Genomic DNA, 18,908 nt, shown 5'->3' with positions numbered 1-18,908 from the left:
CCAGGGCTTGAAAGGACAATCCAAATTGACGGGCCCCTGGGGCAAGGGCGTCCTGCCAGTGATGCACTCCCTTCTGGTTGACGGCGTTTCCATCGAACTGGGACGACCTGACGAGATCCGCGCCGAATGGGTGGGCAATCGCGATGTGCTGCACCAGCTGCTGGCCTGCTGGATGCAGGTGCATCCCGAGGACTTGCCGCTGAATCCACGTTTGATTGGCCGCCCTGGCGTTGGCAAAACAACTCTGGCCTGTGCGGCGGCGGCGGAGTTGCAACGTCCAGTTTACATCTTTCAGGCCACTATGGATACCCGACCGGAAGATCTGCTGATCACGCCGGTACTTGGCGAGAACGGACGAATCAAGTACGTCGCCTCGGCGCTGGTCAGTGCCATGGTCGCTGGCGGAGTCGCTGTGCTGGACGAAGGAAACCGGATGGGTGAAAAGTCCTGGGCTTCCCTGGCGCCCCTGCTCGATCATCGTCGCTACATTGAGTCCATTGTAGCTGGCGTAAAAGTAAAGGCGCATCCTGAATTTCGTTTTTGCGCTACGATGAATGAGGATGCTTCCACCTACGAAGTCCCGGAGTATATCCAGAGTCGCCTGCAGCCGCAAATCTATATCGACTTTGCCGACGCCGACGAGGAACTGGAAATACTCCGCGCCCAGATGCCCTATGCGCCCGAAGAGCTGGTGCGCTACGTTGTCGATTTTTTGCAACGCGCTCATTCCAGCGACGAGCCTTACTCCGTTCGCGACGGCATCAACATCACGCGCATGGCCTTGAAGCTTGGCGTCGCCCGCCGTCAACGGGAAGAACTGCCGGCGACGCCGGAGTCGCTGGGCGAAGTCCTGCGCAGCGAGCCTTCGCAGTTGCGCGGACTGATGCACGATTCGGTGATGGGCGTACTCGGCGACGATGCCCTGCGCTATCTGCAGTGAACGAACCGGAACTGCTCTATCAGTCGCTGACAGTGCCGCTGGCCAGCGGCCTGCGCGCGTTGCCGATTGTGCATGGCGCGGTGGAGTTTACAACCCTGCTCCGTCGTCTGTTTCTCCAGGCGCCGCCATACGCGCTGGCCATCGAAATTCCGGAATTGATGTGGCCAGCCATCGATGCAGCGCTCGAACACGCCGACCAGATTCCGGTCGTCACCCTGGAGCAGACTGAAGAACGGCCGCCGCTGCATTTTATCCTGGAACCGCTGGAACCGCTGGTTGAAGCCCTGCGTTCGGCCAAAGACGCTGGCCTGCCCATCCACCCCATAGATTTTTTTCACGACCGGCTGCTGGCCTGGATCGGCGAGTCGTTTCCGGACACAGTTGCAGCATCGGAGGCAATGATGCCGCCGGCAATGTGGGAGGCCTATGCTGCCGTGCAGCAGTTACATCCCGGCGGGGAGGAAGTCCAGGCGATTGATGAACTGCGCGAAATCCAGATGGCCGCCGAGTTGCGAAACCTTGCGCAGGTTTATGGCGACACCTTGAGCGAACGAAGGCCGCTGCTGCTGGTTTGTGGAATGCGTCACCTTCGCGGAGTGCGCCGCTTCTTTCAAATGGAGGACGGCCCCTTTGAGGTCGAGCGTTTGCGCGTTGCAGCGTTGGCCCCCGATCGCGTATTGGAGGAGGAGCCGCTGGAGGCAATGCTTTCCAGCCAGCAGCGAATGAGCGAGGGCGGGGCTCAACTGGCGCCAACGATCTCGGCCCTTGCCCGAAAATCAGCGGCCTCGCTGGTACAACCCGGCTACTTCAACACAGCGTGGCTGTTTGCACGCCGCGGTCTACAACAGGTATTGCGCTTTCGTCGACAGACGCTACAGCGGCGACTGTACCGCGACGTCGTGGAACGCTACGACAGGGATAGCGGCGAACTGACGCCGCCGCAGCGCGAAAAGCTCTTCTTTCGATTTGCTCGTAACTGGAGTCTGCTGGAAGGCGACGTGCTGCCTTCGGCCTACCGCCTGTTAATGGCCGCCCGCGGTTTTGGCGGCGATAACTTCGCCCGCGTTTTTTACGATGTGATGAACGTCCTTCCGCCCTTGCGCGGCAATCGTCTCCCGGAACGCGAGATCACGCTGGAAGAGCTATTTCGCGACAGTCGAATGATTCGCTTTCGGCTGCCGATCAAACGCAAGAAGCGCGATGCTCCGCAGCGGCTGAAACGCAGATTCGAGCGCGAACGATATCCGGGACAATGGCGCGAGGCGTCGCGCGGCGGAATGTGTTCTTATCCTCCGGAAGATGTGGTCATTGAAGATTTTGGCCGCACCCTGCAGAAGAGCGCCAGCGCCCTGTTGCGCGGGCTGGAGTCGCGAACGCTGCCATTCAGCTCCAGCTTGATGGACGGGATCGACTATCGCGAAACGATTCGCAATCTTCATCTGGGTCGAATCTTTGTCAAGGACGCGCACCAGCGCGCAGCGGATGCCGGCGCGGTCGTGATTATCTTCAATGAGGACGAAGACGAGCATCCGTGGCGCGTCGTCTGGTGGGGCGAGCACAGCGGCGAAAGCGATATGGCATTTTTTGCAAGCGACCCCGCCCGCCGCATTGTCGGACCTGGCATACTGCAGAGCCGCTATGGCGGACTGATGCTTACGCACCCGCCCGGAAGGCTCCACGATATCTGGTCCGACCCTTCCTATGCCGAATTTACGCGACCGGCGGATCGACTGCTGGCCGCCGCTATCGAATACAACGAACGTCGCGCCGTAGTTCACCTTTCGGCGAGGGCGCCTTCCAGACGATTGACGCAAATTGCTGCCCGGCTGGGGCAGAAAGTAGTTCACATACCGCTGGCACAGGTCAGCCCGGTGCGCCTTGGCCGGATACGGCGCTTCCACGTCCTGGATTCGCGCGAGCGACGCGATGAAGCGGGAGACTACATCTGGTGAGCAGCGACACACTGCAAAGCAACGCCGAATCGCTGCGCGATGCCGTAACTGCCGCCTACTGGATCGAACTGCACGATCGCTATACAGTAGCAAATGTTCGTCGCTTTCGCAGCGTGGCCGAAGCCTCCGATGAGGTAATTGATCGCCTGCGCGAGTTCTTTCTGGATCGCGTGTATCCTCCGGCGGATCGAAGGATGACGCGCGACCAGGCCTTTCAGAATCTGGGCAGCGTTCTAAAATCGCCGCGTAAACTTGTGCCGCTTGTTGGCGGAACCATTTTTACTGTTTTCAAGATGGGCAGGATGATCAGTACTGCGCTGAAAGCAGCCTACCATACTCTGGAAGCGTATCTGGAGAGCGAGGCCCTGGAGCGCGAGCTGGCCAGGAAAGCAACCGAGCGCGGCTGGGACAGCGGCGATTTGCTCGACCGACAGCGAGTTGCTGACTTGATTCGCTCCATACCGGAAGCGCGGGTGCGCCGCTTCCAGAAAGAGACCATGGCCCTGTTTGAAGCGCTGGCCAATGTCCAGTTGTTGCGCTCCACCCTGGACATCATGTCGAGTTCGCGCGCCGTGATGCTGGCGCATCCCCAGCTGTACAGCGACCGCGAGCGCGCCGGGCTGGAATATGGCGAGAGCATTCTGCGCGGCGGCTACGATTTGTTTCTGTCTCTGTCCAGCGGACAGGATCGACTGATTCTGGAAACGATCCGGATCATTGAAAATGATTGGTACGATCGCCTGCGGATGGCCGAGCCCGATTCCCAGGCTTGAGCCAGCATCTTGATGCATTCAGCTTTGCGAACGGCGGGAGAACATGCGCCGCCAGTAGTCGACTTCCGCAGCGTCGGGCGCCCGTTCCGGCTTTTCCGGCGCCGCCGGGACGCCGGCCTCGAGTACGCCCTGCAACCAGGCGGCAAATTCCTCTGAGCTCTGCCGCCGCACCTTGAACTTGCGCAGCGATTCCTGGAGCTTCTTGTCGCTGCTGACCACCTTCAGGTCGGCAGGAGTAGAATACTGGCGGACAAATTGCTGAATGAGAAAATCCGCAGAAAGATCGTGGCTGAAGTAGACCTGAAGACCGGCTTCGTCGATCTGGCGCGTTTCATCGCCGCGTCGCCGCTTGCCGTCAAAAAAGATGCGCCATTGGTATTTTGCTTCCAGGGCTATATTGGCTCGACGCAGCAAAGCGATTAGACCCTGCATAGCCGCTTCCAGATCGCCGCGGTGCATGCAGTCCTCGAGATCTGAGACCTTATAGATCAAATTGAAACCATCAATAATCAGAATCATTGGGCGCGGCTCCAGCGGCGGCTTTCCTCCAGTAGCGGGGGATCGTTTGCAAAGCGCAGCCAGTCCATGTCCAGGCGCCAGAGCGTCTGTCCGGCTTCGCGGGCATAGGGGAAGGAAGCATAGTAGAGTTCGATATCAGCAGCGCTGGCTGGAGCGACCCGGCCGGTAGTCTGTACACCGCGTAGCGGCGATTGCTCATTCGCTTCGAGAAAAATGGCAGCAGACGCCGCCGGGCTGCGCGCCAGTTCTTCGACCATGCGCGGCTCATTTTGTGGACAGAAGATCAAGCGCGCCTTTTCCGGCCGCAGGGCGTAGAAGCAATTGCAGACCACGGGTCCGGCGCCGCTGGCGGCGGCCAGCGAGAGGACGCGCTGTGAGGCCAGGAATGCCGCAGCCTCTTCATCCAGCTGGACCATAGGTCAGAGTAAGATCTGCTTCGTCCCGCGGCAATCCGCTTGCAGGCGATCCTCGCCAGAAAAGAGCTGCTCCGGTGATCGGACTGCTGCTGACTCTCAAAGCCCTGCACATCATTGCTTTCGTGGCGTGGTTTGCTGGCATGTTTTACATCTGGCGGCTCTTTGTTTACCAGGCGGAAAGCGAGTCGCCAGAGACGATTGCCACGCTGCAGGTCATGGCGCGCAAGCTGCATCGCATCATTCTTACTCCAGCCTCTATTGCCACACTTGTCTTTGGCATTGGCCTGTTTGCCATGCGCTGGCAAGCTTACGCAACTTCGCTCTGGATCTGGTCTAAGCTCGCATTGATTGGCGGCCTATTTTTCCTGCAATATCTGGCCGGCCGCTATCGCCAACGCCTGGAAGCCGGCGAACGCTTCACTTCGCGCCAGTTTCGAGTGTTGAATGAGGTTCCGACGCTGCTTTTGATTGCAATCGTACTGCTCGCAGTTTTCAAACCGTTTTAGGCGATCAGCCGCCGCCGGGCGGAAGTTCCAGCAAGGCGAGGGCCAGATCGTCGGGGAGTTCCGCAGTCTGAGCGTGCGCCCGGCGGAACTCCAGCACGCGCTGCAGCGCTTCTTCCACATTTACGTTGGGCGCATAGCGGATCATATCCGTAACTTCTTCAAGCTTCAGCGGATTTCCGGATGGGTCCATACTTTCCAGCAGGCAGTCAGTATACATCAGCACGCGGTCGCCGGGATGCAACTGGACGACTTCGCTTACAAATTCTACCGGATGAAAGATGCCAAGCATTGGCTGCGACGTAAAGACCTGCTCGCCGAGGCCGGCTTTGCGCCGTACGATGAAAAAAGGCGGATGTCCGCAGGTCAGGTACTCCATGCGACCGTTCGGACTGATGTGCAGCATGCAAGCTGTCACATAGTAATTTCCCCGGGTAATCTCATTCAGCTCTTTATTGAGCGAGCCGGTCAAACGCGCAAGATCGGTTTTGTTGCGCGCCGTCTCCGCGAATCCCTGCTTGAACAGCGTTTTGGCGGCAATTCCAATCAGGCTGGCGGCGACGCCGTGGCCCATGACATCGCCGATGACGCCATAGAACTCGCCGTCCTCCTCGTAGAATTCCCAGGTGTCTCCGCCCAGATCAGCCATGGTGGCGTAGTGGCCGGCGATTCGCACCGTTGTGAATCGGGAGAACTCCTCGGCGACCAGTTGCACCTGAACATTGTGCGCGATAGACAGCTCGCTTTCCAGGGTGTGCTTCTGCCGCTCCAGCAATTCGTTCTGCCGCTCGATAACCTTCAGCGCCTTTTCCAGCTCGGTAGTTACTTTCAAGAACTCATCGTAGCCGGCCTGATAAACTTGAGCATCCTCCAGCAGGTCCGTAATATCTTGCAGGGCAAGGTGAAACAGTTCGCCTTCTTCCAGCGTAGTGCAGAATACGCGGACGTGACGGAGCGCACCGCGGCGTAAGTGCAGGTCGAGATGCTTCTGCCGCCGATCGCCATACAAGAACCGGGAGAACCGATAGGATTGCTCCAGGTCGCCAAACAATCGTTCGCTCCAATCGCTGGCGTCGATCAAGTCTTCGCGCCGCATTCCCAGCATGGTCAGCGCCGCCGCATTCGCCTCGCGAACAAACTCCCGATCAATGATCAGCTGCGCTGCTGGCGAAAGCTGCCACAGTTGATCGACGCCGGGCAATTCCATCAAACTCCCCGAACGCTGGTGAACTCTGACTTCCGTGCAATCACATCAAGGGCGCGAAAGGAAGCCGTCTGAACCTTTCTCGATGCGTCATAGATAAACTCGCCCTCTACCTGCAGTTCGGCCATGCGCCGCAGAAGGTGGATCAGCGGCGGAATACTGGCCGAATTCATGTACTCCAGCTCACGGAAGTCGCAGACCAAACGTAGTTTGCCCTCGCTTGCTTCTTCCAGAGCCCGGTCCAGGTACGGCGATAGAAACTCTTCCGGCTGCGCAGCGTGGATCGCCCCGCGAAAATGCAGATTCATCCGCCCCTCCTCCACGGAGGGCTCGACTGAAAACTCGTCAATGGCCAGATTCTTCAGCTTCATTCTTTCCCGACTGTGCCCTGAGGCTCAAGCTTCCGAACGGCGCGCATCACTATCTGGTCGCCCTGGATATCGGCCGACAGCTCAAACTCCGCTTCGTAAATGATTCGAATCAATCCCATACGACTGAAGCCGTCCGGCCGGTGCTTGACCTGCTCCAGACGTTCCACATACATCTCGAATGGATCTCCGCTGCGCATCTTGTCCAAAGTCTCGCGCAGCGCCTGGCGATGCAGCTCGCTGCTGGTGCGGTTGCGAACTTCAATCAAGCATTGCTCTTTGCTCATTTCAAAACGAAAATCAACGGGAAAGGCCTGAGGACCATCGGAGTATTTGAGTCCATTCTCAACCAGCTCAATCGCCGCCAGCAACGCCTGTTCCTGAAAATCCTTGCCATAGGCGGCGACGGCCTCGTCTTTCAGGATCATTTCTTTGATCCTCTTGATTACGTTCCATTCCGGCTCAATCTTAAGCGAAAAGGACATGACTCAATCTACTCCTGCTGCTACTTCCTGCGCCGCACAAAGGCAAAACTTACATCGTCTGCCAGCGCCGCCCCGCCCGTAAATTTTTCGAGTGCGGAATTCAGTCGCTTACAAAATTGCTCTTCGGGCAGATCGCCAAATTCGGCTACGGCTGCGATCAGGCGCTCATCCCCAAACAGCTCGCCCGAGGGACTGGCGGCTTCCACCAGACCATCCGTGTACAACAGAACGGCGTCGCCAGATTGCAACTGAAAGCGCAGCGGACGGAGAATTCCGCGCAGGTCCGGTTCCACGCCAAGCCAGAGTCCATCGGTCTGCGCGCTTTCCACCTTGTGGCTGCGTTTGCGCCAGATCAGCGCGTCAAGATGCAAGCCGGCGCCACGAAAGCGTCCAGCGGAGTCCGCGCGGTAGAAGGCGGCGGTCATGTAGCGGTTTTGCTGCAGGAGATTCAGGTTTCGGTAGAGCGTACGGTTGACGACCTCGTAAGCCCGGGCCGGATCGAGTTTTGCATCGTGCAGCAGGGCGGCATGGAGCGCTGTTTGCGCCATCAACATGGTCAGTCCGGCGGACAGTCCGTGGCCGGAGACATCGCCAATGATAAACCACCAGCCGCGATCGCGACCCGCGCCGTGTGGAATGCAGTCAAAGTAGTCGCCGCCGACCTCGTCCGCAGTGCGCATCAAACCCTGGAAATAGTAGGGACCATAATCGCCGTTGGCAGGCAGCAAGCCCATCTGGATGCCGCGGGCAATTTCAAACTCGCGCTTCATTGCCGCCTGCTGAGCGCGTTGCGCTTCGCTGGCTTTCAAGCGCACCGACATTGAGTTGAAGACCTCGGTCAACGTCGCAATTTCATCGCGTCCCGTGGCTTTGAGGCGGACGCTGAAGTCGCCCCGGCCAATGCGGTCGGCGGCCCCGGCAAGATCAACAATTGGTCGCGAAAGTCGGCGGGCCAGGGCATAGCTGATTGCCGCCGCCAGAATCAGCGCCAGCGCCGCCAGAAGAATGATGTCGCGCTGGATGCGGAAGACAGGCGCGTAGATCGTATCCCGGTCAAAATCAAAAATAGCGGCCCCAACCCAGTAGGATCGGTTCTCAAATGGAATTCGAATGGGTTGTGCAAAGCGCAGGTAGGCCTTGCCATCCGCTCGTACTTCGCTCTGGGTTAGCGATTCGAGACCCCGCCAGTTCTGCAGTTCGCCTGCGCTGACCCGTCCGCCAAGGCGGGCCGGATCGGTATGGGCAACGATCAGGCCCTCGCGATTGATCACAAAGGAGGCCGCAAGTCCCTCGATACGACCGTCGCGATCGCTGAGTCCGCTGACAGCGGCGCGCGTATTATCATAAATCGTATCGAGCAACAGTTCCTCGCGCGCGGCGCGAGAAATGTTCACCGATAGATTCCGGCAAACCTCGAGAGTCTTATCGACGAGCACCGAACGCGAACGAGTGAGCGCTGCAGCCGCCACCATGCCGGCGCTCAGGGCGCCAACAATCAGGGCCAGAACCAGGATTTTCCCCTGTATGCGGAATAACCTGTTCATCGCTGACCACACTGCCAACCGAAGGTCGGGATGGGTTCTCTCCGATTTCAAGAATTATTTCATCCGGCCCGGGCTCCGGCGGGCGACCGTCAAAATCAGAACTCTTGTGTCACGCCAAATTGAGCTTCGGCCAGATAATCTCCATAACGGGCGTCGGCCAGACTCTTGTAGCCGGCGGCGGCATTGAACCAGGCAAAACTCGCAAAGAGCTTCAAGTCGCGAAATATGTCGTACTGCAAGCGCAGGTTGCTTTCCTCCCCCAGAAAGGAGCTGGGCGATCGCAGCTGGAGAAAATTGTAGTTCGAATTGTAGCGCAGCGTAATTGGATGGATGCTGCGCAGGCGATAGTAGGCCAGCTTGATCTCCAGCTGCTCCAGCGGTCGATAGCGAATCCGGATGCCCTCCGCAGCAACCCCGGTCAGTCGTCCCGAAACAAACAAGGAGTAGCCGCCGGAATCATCGATTGCGATTTCTGAAAACTGATAGGACGAGCCGGCGGTGCGAAATTGATCCGCGCGGTAGGCCGGCGAACTGCCGTCTGGTTCCTGATCGCCTTCGGGCCGGCCGCTGGCGCCGGTACTCACCAGCGCCAGACGAAGTTGATCGAAGATACGCGCCGCGATCTCAATTTGCCAGGCGCCAGCATTGATCCGGTACTGCTTCTGAATCGGCGCCTGTAGAGCGGAGGCCAGCGGCGCTGAAAGCGGATCGGAGCGATCTACGGCGATACGAATCAATCGAGGGTTTTCACTCAAAGGTCGCTCAAATCGCCCCCAGTTGCCGACGCCATGAAGGGTGGCCTCGAACCAATCGCGCTGAAACTGTGCGTACAGTCCGGCCCAGTAAACGCGAGAACGTTCGGCATCCGTTTGCAGCGGATCCTCCCGGGAAAGGTCGCCATCGTTACGGTAGACTGCATAAAGCTCCGGTCGAATCCAGCGCAGGCCGCTGTAGCGCAGACGAAACGCCGCAATGTCAATGTCCGCGAAGTTTCGGTCGGAAAAGCCGTTAGAATCGCCATCAATCTGCGAGGAGTCGACAGCCCGGAAGTAAACCGTGTCGAGGCTGAGGTCGGCAAGATCTGGATCCAGGTAGAAGCGGGCCCCGGCGCCGCTGCGCGCCAGCACGAGACCCCCCGGAGTACTGAAAGAAAAGACGCCAATATCCAGGACGCGCAAATTCTCGCGATCATGTGCGCGCAGCAGCAGACGCCGCGTCTCCAGATTGGATGCGCCTTCGCCGCGACCGCCAGATCCCGGCCCGCTGCGACTCTGCTCCCGACCAAAAACAAATTCGCCAACTTCGATGCCAAACAACGCGTCCACGTAATCGCTGGCGCGAAAACTGGCGTCGAGGCGCAAGCGCATGCCATAGTAATCTTGAGATTCTCGCTGTGGCGATTGCTTGCAGAGCTCCGGAGAAATGTTGCAGCGAATGTATTCAGCGTAGCTCTGCGGCGCACGCAAACCCCCCGCGCCGTTTGCCGACCCGGCGGCCGGCAAATCACGGGTTAGAACAAATCCCCGCGCAAAGACCTCGCCATTGTATTGCAACCGCTCCGAATCCTCGCTTTGCCCGGCGCCTTCGGCGGCCAATGAGGCAAAGGTCAGCCAGAGGGCAAGCGCCGCGGCAATGCGTTGCCATCGGGCGGTCAAGGCGCCTGAGCCCATCAAGGGATCCACTCGCGATTTTCAAGGTAGCGACGCTGGATTGCCGCTTGTGCGCCCGTGCGCCGCATTTCTCGCAAAAAGAAATTCAAGTAGCTGGCAAACTCCGGATCGCCTTGGGCCAGGACGATGCACAGATGCTCCTCCCGGTAAAGTTCAAGTAGGGGCAGAAATCGGCCCAGCAGCTCCGGTCGCCGTAGCAGCAGAGCCTGCAGATAAAGGCGGTCGGCCGCCAGGGCGTCAACCTGAGAGTCCAGCAGGGCGGTCAAAGCGTCTTCGCGCGCCGTAAAGCTATGCAGGCGATGTCGATGGAGCGAAGCTTCCATATTCAAGAACTGCTCTGTTGTCGTTCCGCGTCGCACTGCCACGTTCAGCGATTCCAGGGTCGCCAGGTCGCCGACACTGCGCAGGCGCACGCGTGAAAACTCCACTGATTCCGATTCTGCCGGCAGGCTGCGCCTGGAAAGCAAGGCCGCCGGCCCGGAGACCAAATAGGGATCGCTGAAACGTACGTAGCGGGCGCGCTCCGGGCTGCTGGAGATGCCGCCAAAGGCCGCATCGATGCGACCGTCCTGCAGCATGCGCATCAAAGTCGCCACGTCGGAGAACTCGTAGCGCAGACGAACATTCATCGCCCCGGCAAGCGCTTCAGCAAATTCGGGATCGATCCCGGGATAGCCGGGACGCCCGTCTTCAATATGGAAGGGCTGGTAGTCGCGCTGCAGGCCGATGCGAATTTCGCCTGCGGCCGCAATGCGCCGAATCGCCGGCGAGGGCGTCGGAAATGGCTTCAGGTCGCGAAACTCATCCTGGTCAACTTCGTTGCCCGTCGCTTCCTGATCGCCGCCGGAGAAATGTTCAGGCGCGGCAACCAGCGCAGAGAAGCTCAGGACGAGGATTGCCTGAAACAAAAGCTTGCGCACGACGTGCAGCGATCCAGCAGGGCGCAACATGCTGCGGATTTTGGACGAGCTGGCATGTTCTCGTCCACCGGATTTTTTAGAACGGATTAGCCGCGCAGCCGCGAACATGGCCTGAAGCTGCGCCTGATCATTCCAGCTGGCGACGACAGCGCTTGCGCAAAACGCATTGCGCACAATCTGGATTGCGCGCAGTACAAACGCGAGCTCCATGATGCACCAGCTGCGCGTGAAACTCATTGAAGTGGCCGGGCAATTCGGCAGCGGCAAATCGGCGCCGAAATTGACCCTCCACCGCTACGCGCAACTCTTCATAGCGCAAGTGTCCGGTCTGTGGCGCGTAACGCCGCAACCAGCGCATGGTGTAGGCATCCACTACGAAGTAAGGCAGCTGCAATGCATAGCAAAGTATAGAATCCGCCGTCTCTGGTCCGACTCCACGCAAGGCAAGCAGCTCCGCACGCAGACGATGCTCGGGATCACTGGCGAACTGCAGTTGCAGACGCCTTGTGGAATATCCATATCGCCAAAACCAGCGACAGAGGGTCTTGAGTTTTTGCGCCTTCTGGTTGTAGTAGCCTGAGCTGCGAATTGCGAGGGCAAGCTGCTCTGGATCGGCAGCTGCCATGCGACGCGGATTCAGCCAGCCGCGACGGCGGAGTTCTGCAATGGCCAGCTCCACATTCCGCCAGCTGGTATTCTGCGTCAAAATTGCCCCGACCATGATTTCGAAAGGCGTACGGCCGGGCCACCAGCCAAGGGGACCGCGAGCTTCCAGCAGCCGGCGATAGACGGGCGCGAATTGAATCATCTCCTGCGACGCCGCCAGTGTGGCGCAAGGGCGACAAATTGCACTCAGGACCGGGCGCTGCCGACGTCGATACTTAAAGCGGAATGGATGCTCCTCTGGAACACTGGCGAAGGGTCTCCAGTCTGGGCGGCGCACTGCATCGCCTTACGGAGCGTACTGCGGAGGAGCTGGCCCTCAACCGAGCGCGGCGCGATGCCTGGCGCGAATACAGCCATCGCTGGCGTCGCCAGTGGCTGGATGACGAAAGCTTGCGTCTGCTGGCGCCAATCGCCGCCGCTCCTGGCGACACTGGCCGCGTAGCATAGCGGGACTTTTTTTCTCGCGTTGCCCGCCCGGCGATGTAACCCTGCCCCCCGTAGAGCCATGGACGCCACCTGGGAACAAACGCGCGGAGTATGGGTGCTGAAACTCAGCGGCCGTCTTGACATATCGCGCAGCGATACGCTGGAGACCGCGGTGCGCAATCGGCTGAAAGAAAATATGCAGCCGCTGGTGATCAATCTGGCGCGCGTCACCTATATTTCAAGTTCCGGCGTTGGCGCTTTGCTGGGCATCTATCGCTTCATGGGCGAGCATCGCAAGCAACTGGTGCTCTGCGAGATTTCGCCGGCAGTGCAAAAACTGCTCGATGTAGTCGAGCTCGGTCAGCTTTTCAAGAGCGCGCTGCGCGAACCGGAAGCCATCCAGCTGGCGCTTCAGGATTAGCCAGATGAAAGGGGCGCTCCTGGGGCTGCGCCGCAGTCTGGTCATTGCCTTGCCGAGCATTGCGGCCCTCCTGCTTGGGCGCCATTTTACAGCTTCCTTTTTGCCGCCTGTTTGGCCTGACGAAGCCTTGTTTTCCAGTCCTGCGGCCAGTCTGGCAGCTGGCGGTCCTTTTGCTACGCGCGTGCTCAGCGGCTTGATCCCGGGAATGGACCAGGCCACACTCTGGAATTCTCCGCTGTATATGCTCTTACTTTCCGCCGTTTACCAGTTCAGCGGCGAAAGCCTGGAAGCGGCGCGATGGCTTTCCACAGCACTTGCCGCCATGACCCTGCTGGCCTTCCAGATGCTGGCCCGCGACCTGCTGCGCTCGTCGCTGCTGGCAGCATTGTCCGGCGTCGCCGTTGCACTGGATCCATTGTTTCTACGCTCGGCCAATGCTGCACGCATGGACATGCTGGCCCTTGGACTGTCGCTCACGGCAATGTGGGCGCTATTGCGTTCCAGTCGACTGGCGCTGCTCGAACAAGAACAGCCGCGATCGCTGCGCTATGCGCTGCTGGGCGGAATGGCCATTGGCGGCGCTGCTTGCAGTCATCCCATTGCCATCGTGCTGGCGCCGCTGGCCGTGGTAGCGCTCTGGCCGCACTGGCGCGGGCTGCGGGCGGCGGTTATTGGCGCACTCCTGACTTCCTGCGCCTGGATTTATTACATCCTGAGCAACTGGTCCTTGTTTCAAGTTCAGTTTCTCTCTCAGCTTCGTCGCAAGAGCGATATTGTCCAGTGGAGCGGCGGCGACACCGGCGGAGTATTTGTCGTCTATCTTGCCCAGTATTCGCTGCGCCGACCGGGCATGATGTTGGTTGCATTGTTGATCGGCGCCAGTCTGGCGCTGGGGCTGTGGCAGGGTTGGCGCCTGCTGCACAAGGAAGGCGCCGGGCGTCCGCTGACCTGGCGCAACCTGCTGCGTTTTCCGGCGCAGCAATTCTGGCGTCGGCCGCCAGAATTGCTGCGCTTCAGCATAATGAGTGCGGCGCTCTTTGCCATGACTTTGGCCGCCTCGGAAATGTGGTATCCTCTGCAATTCAACGCCTATTTGATTCTGCTGGCTGCGATGATTGCAGAGACCGGCAGCTGGCGCGTCGCGCCGGCTGCTCTGGCCTTTTTGCTCTTTCCGGCGCTGAGCGCTTACTACGTCCATCACGCCAGCCAGCGACATCTGGCGTCGGCCTACCGGCAACGCTTGCAGGACGAAAGCGCAGCGGCCGCCGAATGCCGCCGCGTCTATCTGCGCGTGCGACCCGACCCTTACTTCGAATTGGGCCGGAACCATCCTCGCGTCGAGCGTTTGGAATTTGTGCCCGGAAAACTGCGCTTTGGCGTCGATCCGGAAAGCGGCAAATCGCCGGCAGCCTTTCTGATTCAGCGCTATGAGCAGATTGATTGCTTCCTGCTGGACGCAAACCACAGCTGGGAACCTCTGCTGCATCTATACCTCTGGTCGCAGGCCGGACAGTGGGAGGTGCGCAGGCTGCCAGCCATTGAGCACCTCGAAGCCGCTTGGCTCTGGCGCCGCCGATTCTGAAAACTTCGACAAAAAGCCCCGCAAACTGCCGATCAGCTGAAGGATGGCCGTACATTCTGCGCCGGCAGCTGCCTCCGCCGAGCTGCTCAGCGAGCTTGAACTTCGCGAGCTGCCCGACCTCGCCGGATTAAAACGGCAATTCAAACGTTTGATCAAACTCTACCATCCCGATGCCAATCCGGGGCGGGTGGAGTGGGCCACACAGAAGAGCCGGCGCGTCATTCGAGCTGCACGCAATCTCGAGGCGCTCTTGCAGCAAACGGCCGCGCCATCGGCGCCGCCAGAGGCCTCCGAGAGTCCGCGTCCGGCGCGCAGCGTCTCCTTCCAGACGATTCAGGATGGGGTGCACGGACTGGCCATACCGGTATCTGCCATCGTCCGCGTCCACAGTCGATTGGAAGCAGGACTGCGTCTGGCGCCGCCCTTGCCCTGCGCCTCTCTGCAAGGCGAGATCTATCCGCTCAGCTCTTTGATGGGCGAACTGCCGGCTTCGGAGATCGGTTTTGTACTTTTTGCTCGGGCGCAACGCGGAAAGCTGGCCATTCCTTTGCATCGTCGCGTACGCTTTGAGTCGATTCTGCAGATGGATGAAGCGAGCCTGCGGCGCAACAATCCGGCGCCCTGGCGCGAGGGCCTCTGGCTGCGTCGCGGCGACGAGTGGCGGCTGTGCCCGGCGGAATTCACGAGCGCCGTTGTGGCCGAATTCTCGGCATGAGCCAGCGAGAGTTTCATCCCGGCGACGAACAACGCCTGCCGCTATCTGATGCGCCGCAGTTCAGCGTCGGTCAGTCGACTGCAACCATTTACTATGAAAACGCTCGCAGCGTGGACTACGGCCCGGACTACTTTCTTGAAGAGTACCGCACTCAGTACGGCCGCAGCTACATGGAAGACGAAGCACATCTTCGCCGCCTGGCGCAGCGACGACTTCGACTGCTTGGTCGTGCAGCGCTGCGCCGTCGCCTTGCGTCCGCGCCGCGCCTGCTGGAGATCGGTTGCGCCGCTGGATTTTTTCTCGATGAAGCTCGACGCATCGGATTTGAAACCGAGGGAGTAGAAATTTCGACCTACGCATCCAGCTATGCTCGCCAGAAGCTGCAGCTATCAGTACAAAACGCAGGACTGCTGGAACTGCCGGCGCCGACCAAGCGCTATGATGTGATTGCCGCTTTTTACGTTCTGGAGCATTTTCCACAGCAACGGCAGTTGTTTCAATGGCTATCGACGGCTCTGAAGCCGGGCGGCGCGCTGCTCTTTGCACTTCCTTCTTCCTTCGGTCCGCTGTTCTGTACGCAGCGCGCACAGTGGGCGGACACGCATCCCGTCGATCACTTTGCTGACTATTCCCCGAGCTCTCTGCAACGCACCCTGAACGTTTACGGGATGACGCTGGGCGCCCTACGGCCGGCTAGCTATCATCCGCTACGCGCTCGCGATTGGCGCGGCGCGCTCTTCTTTCGTCCCTTCTACAGAATGTATGCAGACGCACGGGCCTTTGGCGATACGATGGAAGGCAGCGCCCTTCGACTTCCCTGAGCCCTTGCTAAAGCTTGCGGCCCGAGAACCGAAATTGCAGGGAAGGGGCAGCTCAGCAAGGCCCGCCGGACCGAACCCGATGGCTACAGCAACGTCTAATCTTCAGATGAGCCTTCGATATTTTGCCTGCATCAGCGTGGCATTGATATTGGGCGGCGCCGTGACCGGCGCACCGCAGGGCGATGAATTGCCGGGGGCGGATATGCCGGAGCCGCCCGTCGATGCCCGCGCCTTGCTCGATTTCGCCCAGCGTGATTCAACTCAGCCAGAAGTTGCGCCGCAGCCGGATCAGCTATTCAGCGATGAACAGCGCGGCGAGCTGATCGCCTCCTATGCGCGACGCTACATTGGAATTGCTTATCGCACCGGCGGCAGCGCGCCGGAAAGCGGCTTTGATTGCTCCGGACTTTCCGGCTACGTCTACAAGCTATTTGGCTACGACCTGCCGCGCAGCGCAAAGGATCAATTCGATGATACGACGCTGCGACTGACACAGACGCCCGCCACTGGCGACCTGATTTTCTTTCGAATCAACCGTCGAACGGTAAGCCATGTCGGTCTGTACATTGGCGGCGGCCTGTTTGTCCACGCCCCGCGACCCGGGCGGCAGGTAGAATTCGCCGATTTGAACGCAAACTACTGGCAGGAGCGATTTGCTGGCGCGCGCACTTTCCGTACGCAGCCCGATTAGAACAGCAGCCTTTGTTCGCCCTCATCATAGCGCGGCGGCAGCTTCGGCAGTTGCAGCCGCTGCGGACCAAAACGCTGGCCCAATCCGCGAATCAATTGCTCGATCAGTTCCACCGCCAGGGGTTCGCTTGGTTGGTGGACGTAGAAGTAGATTCGCTTCAATCCAATCTCAATCCATTCGGATAGCCTGATGATCCAGCGCTCCACTCGCAAGGCATCTGTAGGGTGCAGGTTGTTGGCCAGAAAGCGGATGAATACCGCTGTCGTGCTCAAGCTTTGATGCACAGCATCGCGCCGACCGGCTGAATCGGTAATCACCGTCATGGCGCGCGTCTGTCGGAGCAAGGCAATGGCCTCGCGCCACGCCCCCGCATCGCTGAACCACTTTGGATGCCGAAACTCGATGGCCGCTTCCAGATCGTCGGGCAGGCTCGCCAGCAGGCGCTGCAGGCGCGGCAAATGCTGCGGTTCAAAGCGCGGATGGAGCACGGCAAACAGCGGCCCCAGCGCGGCGCCCAGTTGGCGAACGGCGGCATAGAATGCTTCAGTCTCTCGTTCCACGCCCTCCAGCATTGCATCGTGGGTAGCCTGGCGCGGGAACTTGGGCGCAAACACAAAGCCCGGGCGAACCTGCCTGGCCCAGGACTGCAGCTTGAGGACATCTACGCCGTAGTAGGTCGGATTCAACTCAATAGAATTGAAGGCCTCGGAGAAATGCCGCAGGAACTCGCTGCGCCTGGACCCTGTCGGATAGACCTTTCCTGCAAATCCGACGTGGTTCCAGATGGGCGGACCGCAGAAGAGTTGCGCGGGCCGAGCGGGCGCGGCGTCGCGGCCGGCGACTGCCTGGGCCACGCGGCCGGCGTTAGCGGGGTCGTCCGCCGGGAAGCGAAAGTCAACGCCCTCCAGTGACGCAAGGCGACCGTAGTCCATAGCCTTCCGCGCTCAGCGAAAGCGAACAGCAACGCTGTTGCCGTGCTCTTGATCGAAGCCTTCGTGAGCGCTCATCTTGAGAATCGGATCCAGAGCCCGCCGCAAGCTTTCCTTTGTAGGGATCTGGTAGCTGAGGCGCTTCATGTAGAACTCCACGCCAAGTCCGGAATAAGCGTGAGCTGCGCCGCCAGTTGGCAACACATGGTTTGTGCCGCTGTAATAATCGCCAAGCGCCACTGGCGCGTAGTGTCCCACAAAAATGCTGCCGGCATTGTGCACCCGTTGCAAATCGCCTTCCGGATCGCTGGTGCAGAGCTCAAGATGCTCGGCCGCATACTCGTTAGCAAATTCCAGCGCCCGATCGATCGAAGCAAAAACGACGGCAAAGGAATGTTCGCGGATGGATCGCTCCTTCATCGCGCGCCGCTGGGGGCGCTGCTCCAGGCCGCGCTGAATGGCGCGGTCCACTTCCTGCGCCAGTTCGCTGGAGTCGGTCAGCAACACGGCCGGGCTATCTTCGCCGTGTTCCGCCTGACTGAGCAGATCTGCGGCCACAAATTCAGGACGAGCGCTGCGATCGGCAACTACGACGACCTCGCTGGGTCCGGCCGGCATGTCGATGCGCACCAATCCGCGCGCTGCCAGCAGCGCCTTGGCCGCCGTCACGTAACGATTGCCTGGTCCGGAAATGACGCGGACGCGACGCCCGCCAACGCCGGCCGCCGCTGCGGCAATGCCATGCGCTCCGCCGACGCGCAGAAGTTCTGTGGCGCCGGCCAGGCTGGCGCAGTAGAGCACCGCCGGATCCACGGCGCCGTCCGACGCCGCCGGCGTGATTACGACAATACGCTGTACTCCCGCCAATTGCGCCGGCGTAACGCCCATCAGCACCGAGGATGGATAACGGGCGCGACCGCCAGGAACGTAGATCCCGGCGCTCTCCACTGGCTGGTAACGGAATCCCAGACGGGCGCCGTCAATTTCCTGCTCCTGATCGCGCAGCGCTTCGCGCTGCATTTGGTGATAGCGCTTGATGTTCTGGTAGGCCTGTCCAAAAGCCTCGCGCAGTTCCGCTGAGAGTTGCTGGCCGCCGCTGGCAATTTGCGTGGCATCGAGCAGCAGCGTTTCAGGCGCCCCGCCATCAAATTCCTCAGCAAATTCGCGTACCGCAGCTGCGCCGCGTTGCAGCACGCCATCAACAATGGCTTCGACGCGCTGGACAGCAGCCTGATCCGCCATGGATGCTCGCTGCATCAACTGCTGGCGGTCGGCGATGCTGAGCTCGGAATCGCGATAGATGCGCAACATGTGTGTCAGCGGGCGCCTGCAGCGCTGGCGCCGCCATTCAAAAAGAAAAGGC

The 18,908-nt window shown here is 60.0% G+C and carries 21 protein-coding genes; 10 read left to right on the top strand and 11 right to left on the bottom strand.

From position 1 onward, the window contains the following. Nucleotides 1–61: 61 nt before the first annotated feature. From K1X75_14550 to K1X75_14540, 3 genes are read left to right on the top strand one after another with little or no spacing between them, the layout of a single operon-like run. Complete coding sequence (locus tag K1X75_14550) at nucleotides 62–940, top strand: AAA family ATPase (protein MBX7059282.1); 879 nt, start codon at nucleotides 62–64, stop codon at nucleotides 938–940. Beyond that, complete coding sequence (locus K1X75_14545; GenBank protein ID MBX7059281.1) at nucleotides 937–2,892, top strand: hypothetical protein; 1,956 nt, start codon at nucleotides 937–939, stop codon at nucleotides 2,890–2,892. The genes K1X75_14550 and K1X75_14545 overlap by 4 nt, the downstream gene beginning before the upstream one ends. After that, nucleotides 2,889–3,665, top strand: coding sequence for a hypothetical protein (locus tag K1X75_14540; GenBank protein MBX7059280.1), 777 nt, complete (start codon nucleotides 2,889–2,891; stop codon nucleotides 3,663–3,665). Before K1X75_14545 ends, K1X75_14540 begins: the two co-directional genes overlap by 4 nt. 18 nt (nucleotides 3,666–3,683) lie before the next feature. Here K1X75_14540 and K1X75_14535 read toward each other — a convergent pair whose 3' ends face one another. Together K1X75_14535 and K1X75_14530 are read right to left on the bottom strand one after the other, a co-directional pair. After that, complete coding sequence (locus tag K1X75_14535; GenBank protein MBX7059279.1) at nucleotides 3,684–4,184, bottom strand: NYN domain-containing protein; 501 nt, start codon at nucleotides 4,182–4,184, stop codon at nucleotides 3,684–3,686. Beyond that, nucleotides 4,181–4,600: a pyridoxamine 5'-phosphate oxidase family protein gene (locus K1X75_14530; GenBank protein MBX7059278.1), complete on the bottom strand. Its 420-nt coding sequence runs from the start codon at nucleotides 4,598–4,600 to the stop codon at nucleotides 4,181–4,183. Before K1X75_14530 ends, K1X75_14535 begins: the two co-directional genes overlap by 4 nt. A gap of 77 nt (nucleotides 4,601–4,677) precedes the next feature. Here K1X75_14530 and K1X75_14525 point away from each other — a divergent pair, with 77 nt between their 5' ends. Next, the gene (locus K1X75_14525; GenBank protein MBX7059277.1) at nucleotides 4,678–5,106 is read left to right on the top strand and encodes a CopD family protein; all 429 of its coding nucleotides are present in this window, start codon (nucleotides 4,678–4,680) and stop codon (nucleotides 5,104–5,106) included. 4 nt (nucleotides 5,107–5,110) lie between these two features. On the opposite strand, the gene K1X75_14520 is transcribed toward K1X75_14525, so the two are convergent. The 7 genes from K1X75_14520 to K1X75_14490 form a co-directional block, all read right to left on the bottom strand. Continuing rightward, on the bottom strand, nucleotides 5,111–6,310 hold the full coding sequence (locus K1X75_14520; GenBank protein MBX7059276.1) for a SpoIIE family protein phosphatase: 1,200 nt from the start codon (nucleotides 6,308–6,310) through the stop codon (nucleotides 5,111–5,113). Continuing rightward, nucleotides 6,310–6,678 carry a hypothetical protein gene (locus K1X75_14515; GenBank protein ID MBX7059275.1) on the bottom strand — a complete coding sequence of 123 codons (369 nt, stop codon included), beginning with the start codon at nucleotides 6,676–6,678 and terminating at the stop codon, nucleotides 6,310–6,312. Before K1X75_14515 ends, K1X75_14520 begins: the two co-directional genes overlap by 1 nt. Further along, a complete protein-coding gene (locus K1X75_14510) occupies nucleotides 6,675–7,160 on the bottom strand; it encodes a hypothetical protein (GenBank protein ID MBX7059274.1) in 486 nt (161 codons plus the stop codon). The genes K1X75_14515 and K1X75_14510 overlap by 4 nt, the downstream gene beginning before the upstream one ends. A 20-nt stretch (nucleotides 7,161–7,180) precedes the next feature. Further along, nucleotides 7,181–8,704: a SpoIIE family protein phosphatase gene (locus tag K1X75_14505; protein ID MBX7059273.1), complete on the bottom strand. Its 1,524-nt coding sequence runs from the start codon at nucleotides 8,702–8,704 to the stop codon at nucleotides 7,181–7,183. Between the two features lie 95 nt (nucleotides 8,705–8,799). Next, nucleotides 8,800–10,374 carry a hypothetical protein gene (locus K1X75_14500; protein ID MBX7059272.1) on the bottom strand — a complete coding sequence of 525 codons (1,575 nt, stop codon included), beginning with the start codon at nucleotides 10,372–10,374 and terminating at the stop codon, nucleotides 8,800–8,802. Continuing rightward, on the bottom strand, nucleotides 10,374–11,324 hold the full coding sequence (locus K1X75_14495; protein ID MBX7059271.1) for a transporter substrate-binding domain-containing protein: 951 nt from the start codon (nucleotides 11,322–11,324) through the stop codon (nucleotides 10,374–10,376). The genes K1X75_14500 and K1X75_14495 overlap by 1 nt, the downstream gene beginning before the upstream one ends. A 97-nt stretch (nucleotides 11,325–11,421) precedes the next feature. Next, on the bottom strand, nucleotides 11,422–12,102 hold the full coding sequence (locus tag K1X75_14490; GenBank protein ID MBX7059270.1) for a hypothetical protein: 681 nt from the start codon (nucleotides 12,100–12,102) through the stop codon (nucleotides 11,422–11,424). Between the two features lie 83 nt (nucleotides 12,103–12,185). Here K1X75_14490 and K1X75_14485 point away from each other — a divergent pair, with 83 nt between their 5' ends. The 6 genes from K1X75_14485 to K1X75_14460 all read left to right on the top strand — a co-directional run bounded on the left by K1X75_14485 (nucleotide 12,186) and on the right by K1X75_14460 (nucleotide 16,616). Further along, nucleotides 12,186–12,407, top strand: coding sequence for a hypothetical protein (locus K1X75_14485; protein MBX7059269.1), 222 nt, complete (start codon nucleotides 12,186–12,188; stop codon nucleotides 12,405–12,407). A gap of 58 nt (nucleotides 12,408–12,465) precedes the next feature. Next, nucleotides 12,466–12,807, top strand: coding sequence for an STAS domain-containing protein (locus K1X75_14480; GenBank protein ID MBX7059268.1), 342 nt, complete (start codon nucleotides 12,466–12,468; stop codon nucleotides 12,805–12,807). A 4-nt stretch (nucleotides 12,808–12,811) separates the two neighbouring features. Next, nucleotides 12,812–14,389, top strand: a complete 1,578-nt coding sequence (locus K1X75_14475; GenBank protein MBX7059267.1) for a hypothetical protein — start codon at nucleotides 12,812–12,814, stop codon at nucleotides 14,387–14,389. A gap of 43 nt (nucleotides 14,390–14,432) precedes the next feature. Continuing rightward, nucleotides 14,433–15,104 (top strand): J domain-containing protein, encoded by a 672-nt coding sequence (locus K1X75_14470; protein MBX7059266.1) that lies wholly within the window; start codon nucleotides 14,433–14,435, stop codon nucleotides 15,102–15,104. Further along, entirely contained in the window at nucleotides 15,101–15,925 is an 825-nt protein-coding gene (locus tag K1X75_14465; protein ID MBX7059265.1) for a class I SAM-dependent methyltransferase, read from the top strand. Before K1X75_14470 ends, K1X75_14465 begins: the two co-directional genes overlap by 4 nt. Before the next feature lie 106 nt (nucleotides 15,926–16,031). Beyond that, nucleotides 16,032–16,616: a C40 family peptidase gene (locus K1X75_14460; protein ID MBX7059264.1), complete on the top strand. Its 585-nt coding sequence runs from the start codon at nucleotides 16,032–16,034 to the stop codon at nucleotides 16,614–16,616. Here the strand turns inward: K1X75_14460 and K1X75_14455 are convergent. Both K1X75_14455 and hisD read right to left on the bottom strand, forming a co-directional pair. Next, on the bottom strand, nucleotides 16,613–17,548 hold the full coding sequence (locus K1X75_14455; GenBank protein ID MBX7059263.1) for a DUF72 domain-containing protein: 936 nt from the start codon (nucleotides 17,546–17,548) through the stop codon (nucleotides 16,613–16,615). The two genes, K1X75_14460 and K1X75_14455, sit on opposite strands and share 4 nt — an antisense overlap. 12 nt (nucleotides 17,549–17,560) lie before the next feature. Continuing rightward, entirely contained in the window at nucleotides 17,561–18,856 is a 1,296-nt protein-coding gene (hisD, locus tag K1X75_14450; protein MBX7059262.1) for a histidinol dehydrogenase, read from the bottom strand. Between the last annotated feature and the right edge of the window lie 52 nt (nucleotides 18,857–18,908).

This window comes from Leptospirales bacterium (genome assembly GCA_019694655.1).
Classification (GTDB): Bacteria; Spirochaetota; Leptospiria; order Leptospirales; family Leptonemataceae; genus SSF53.
The sequence above is the reverse complement of the archived record's forward strand: the minus strand, read 5'-3'. Positions and strand labels throughout refer to the sequence as shown.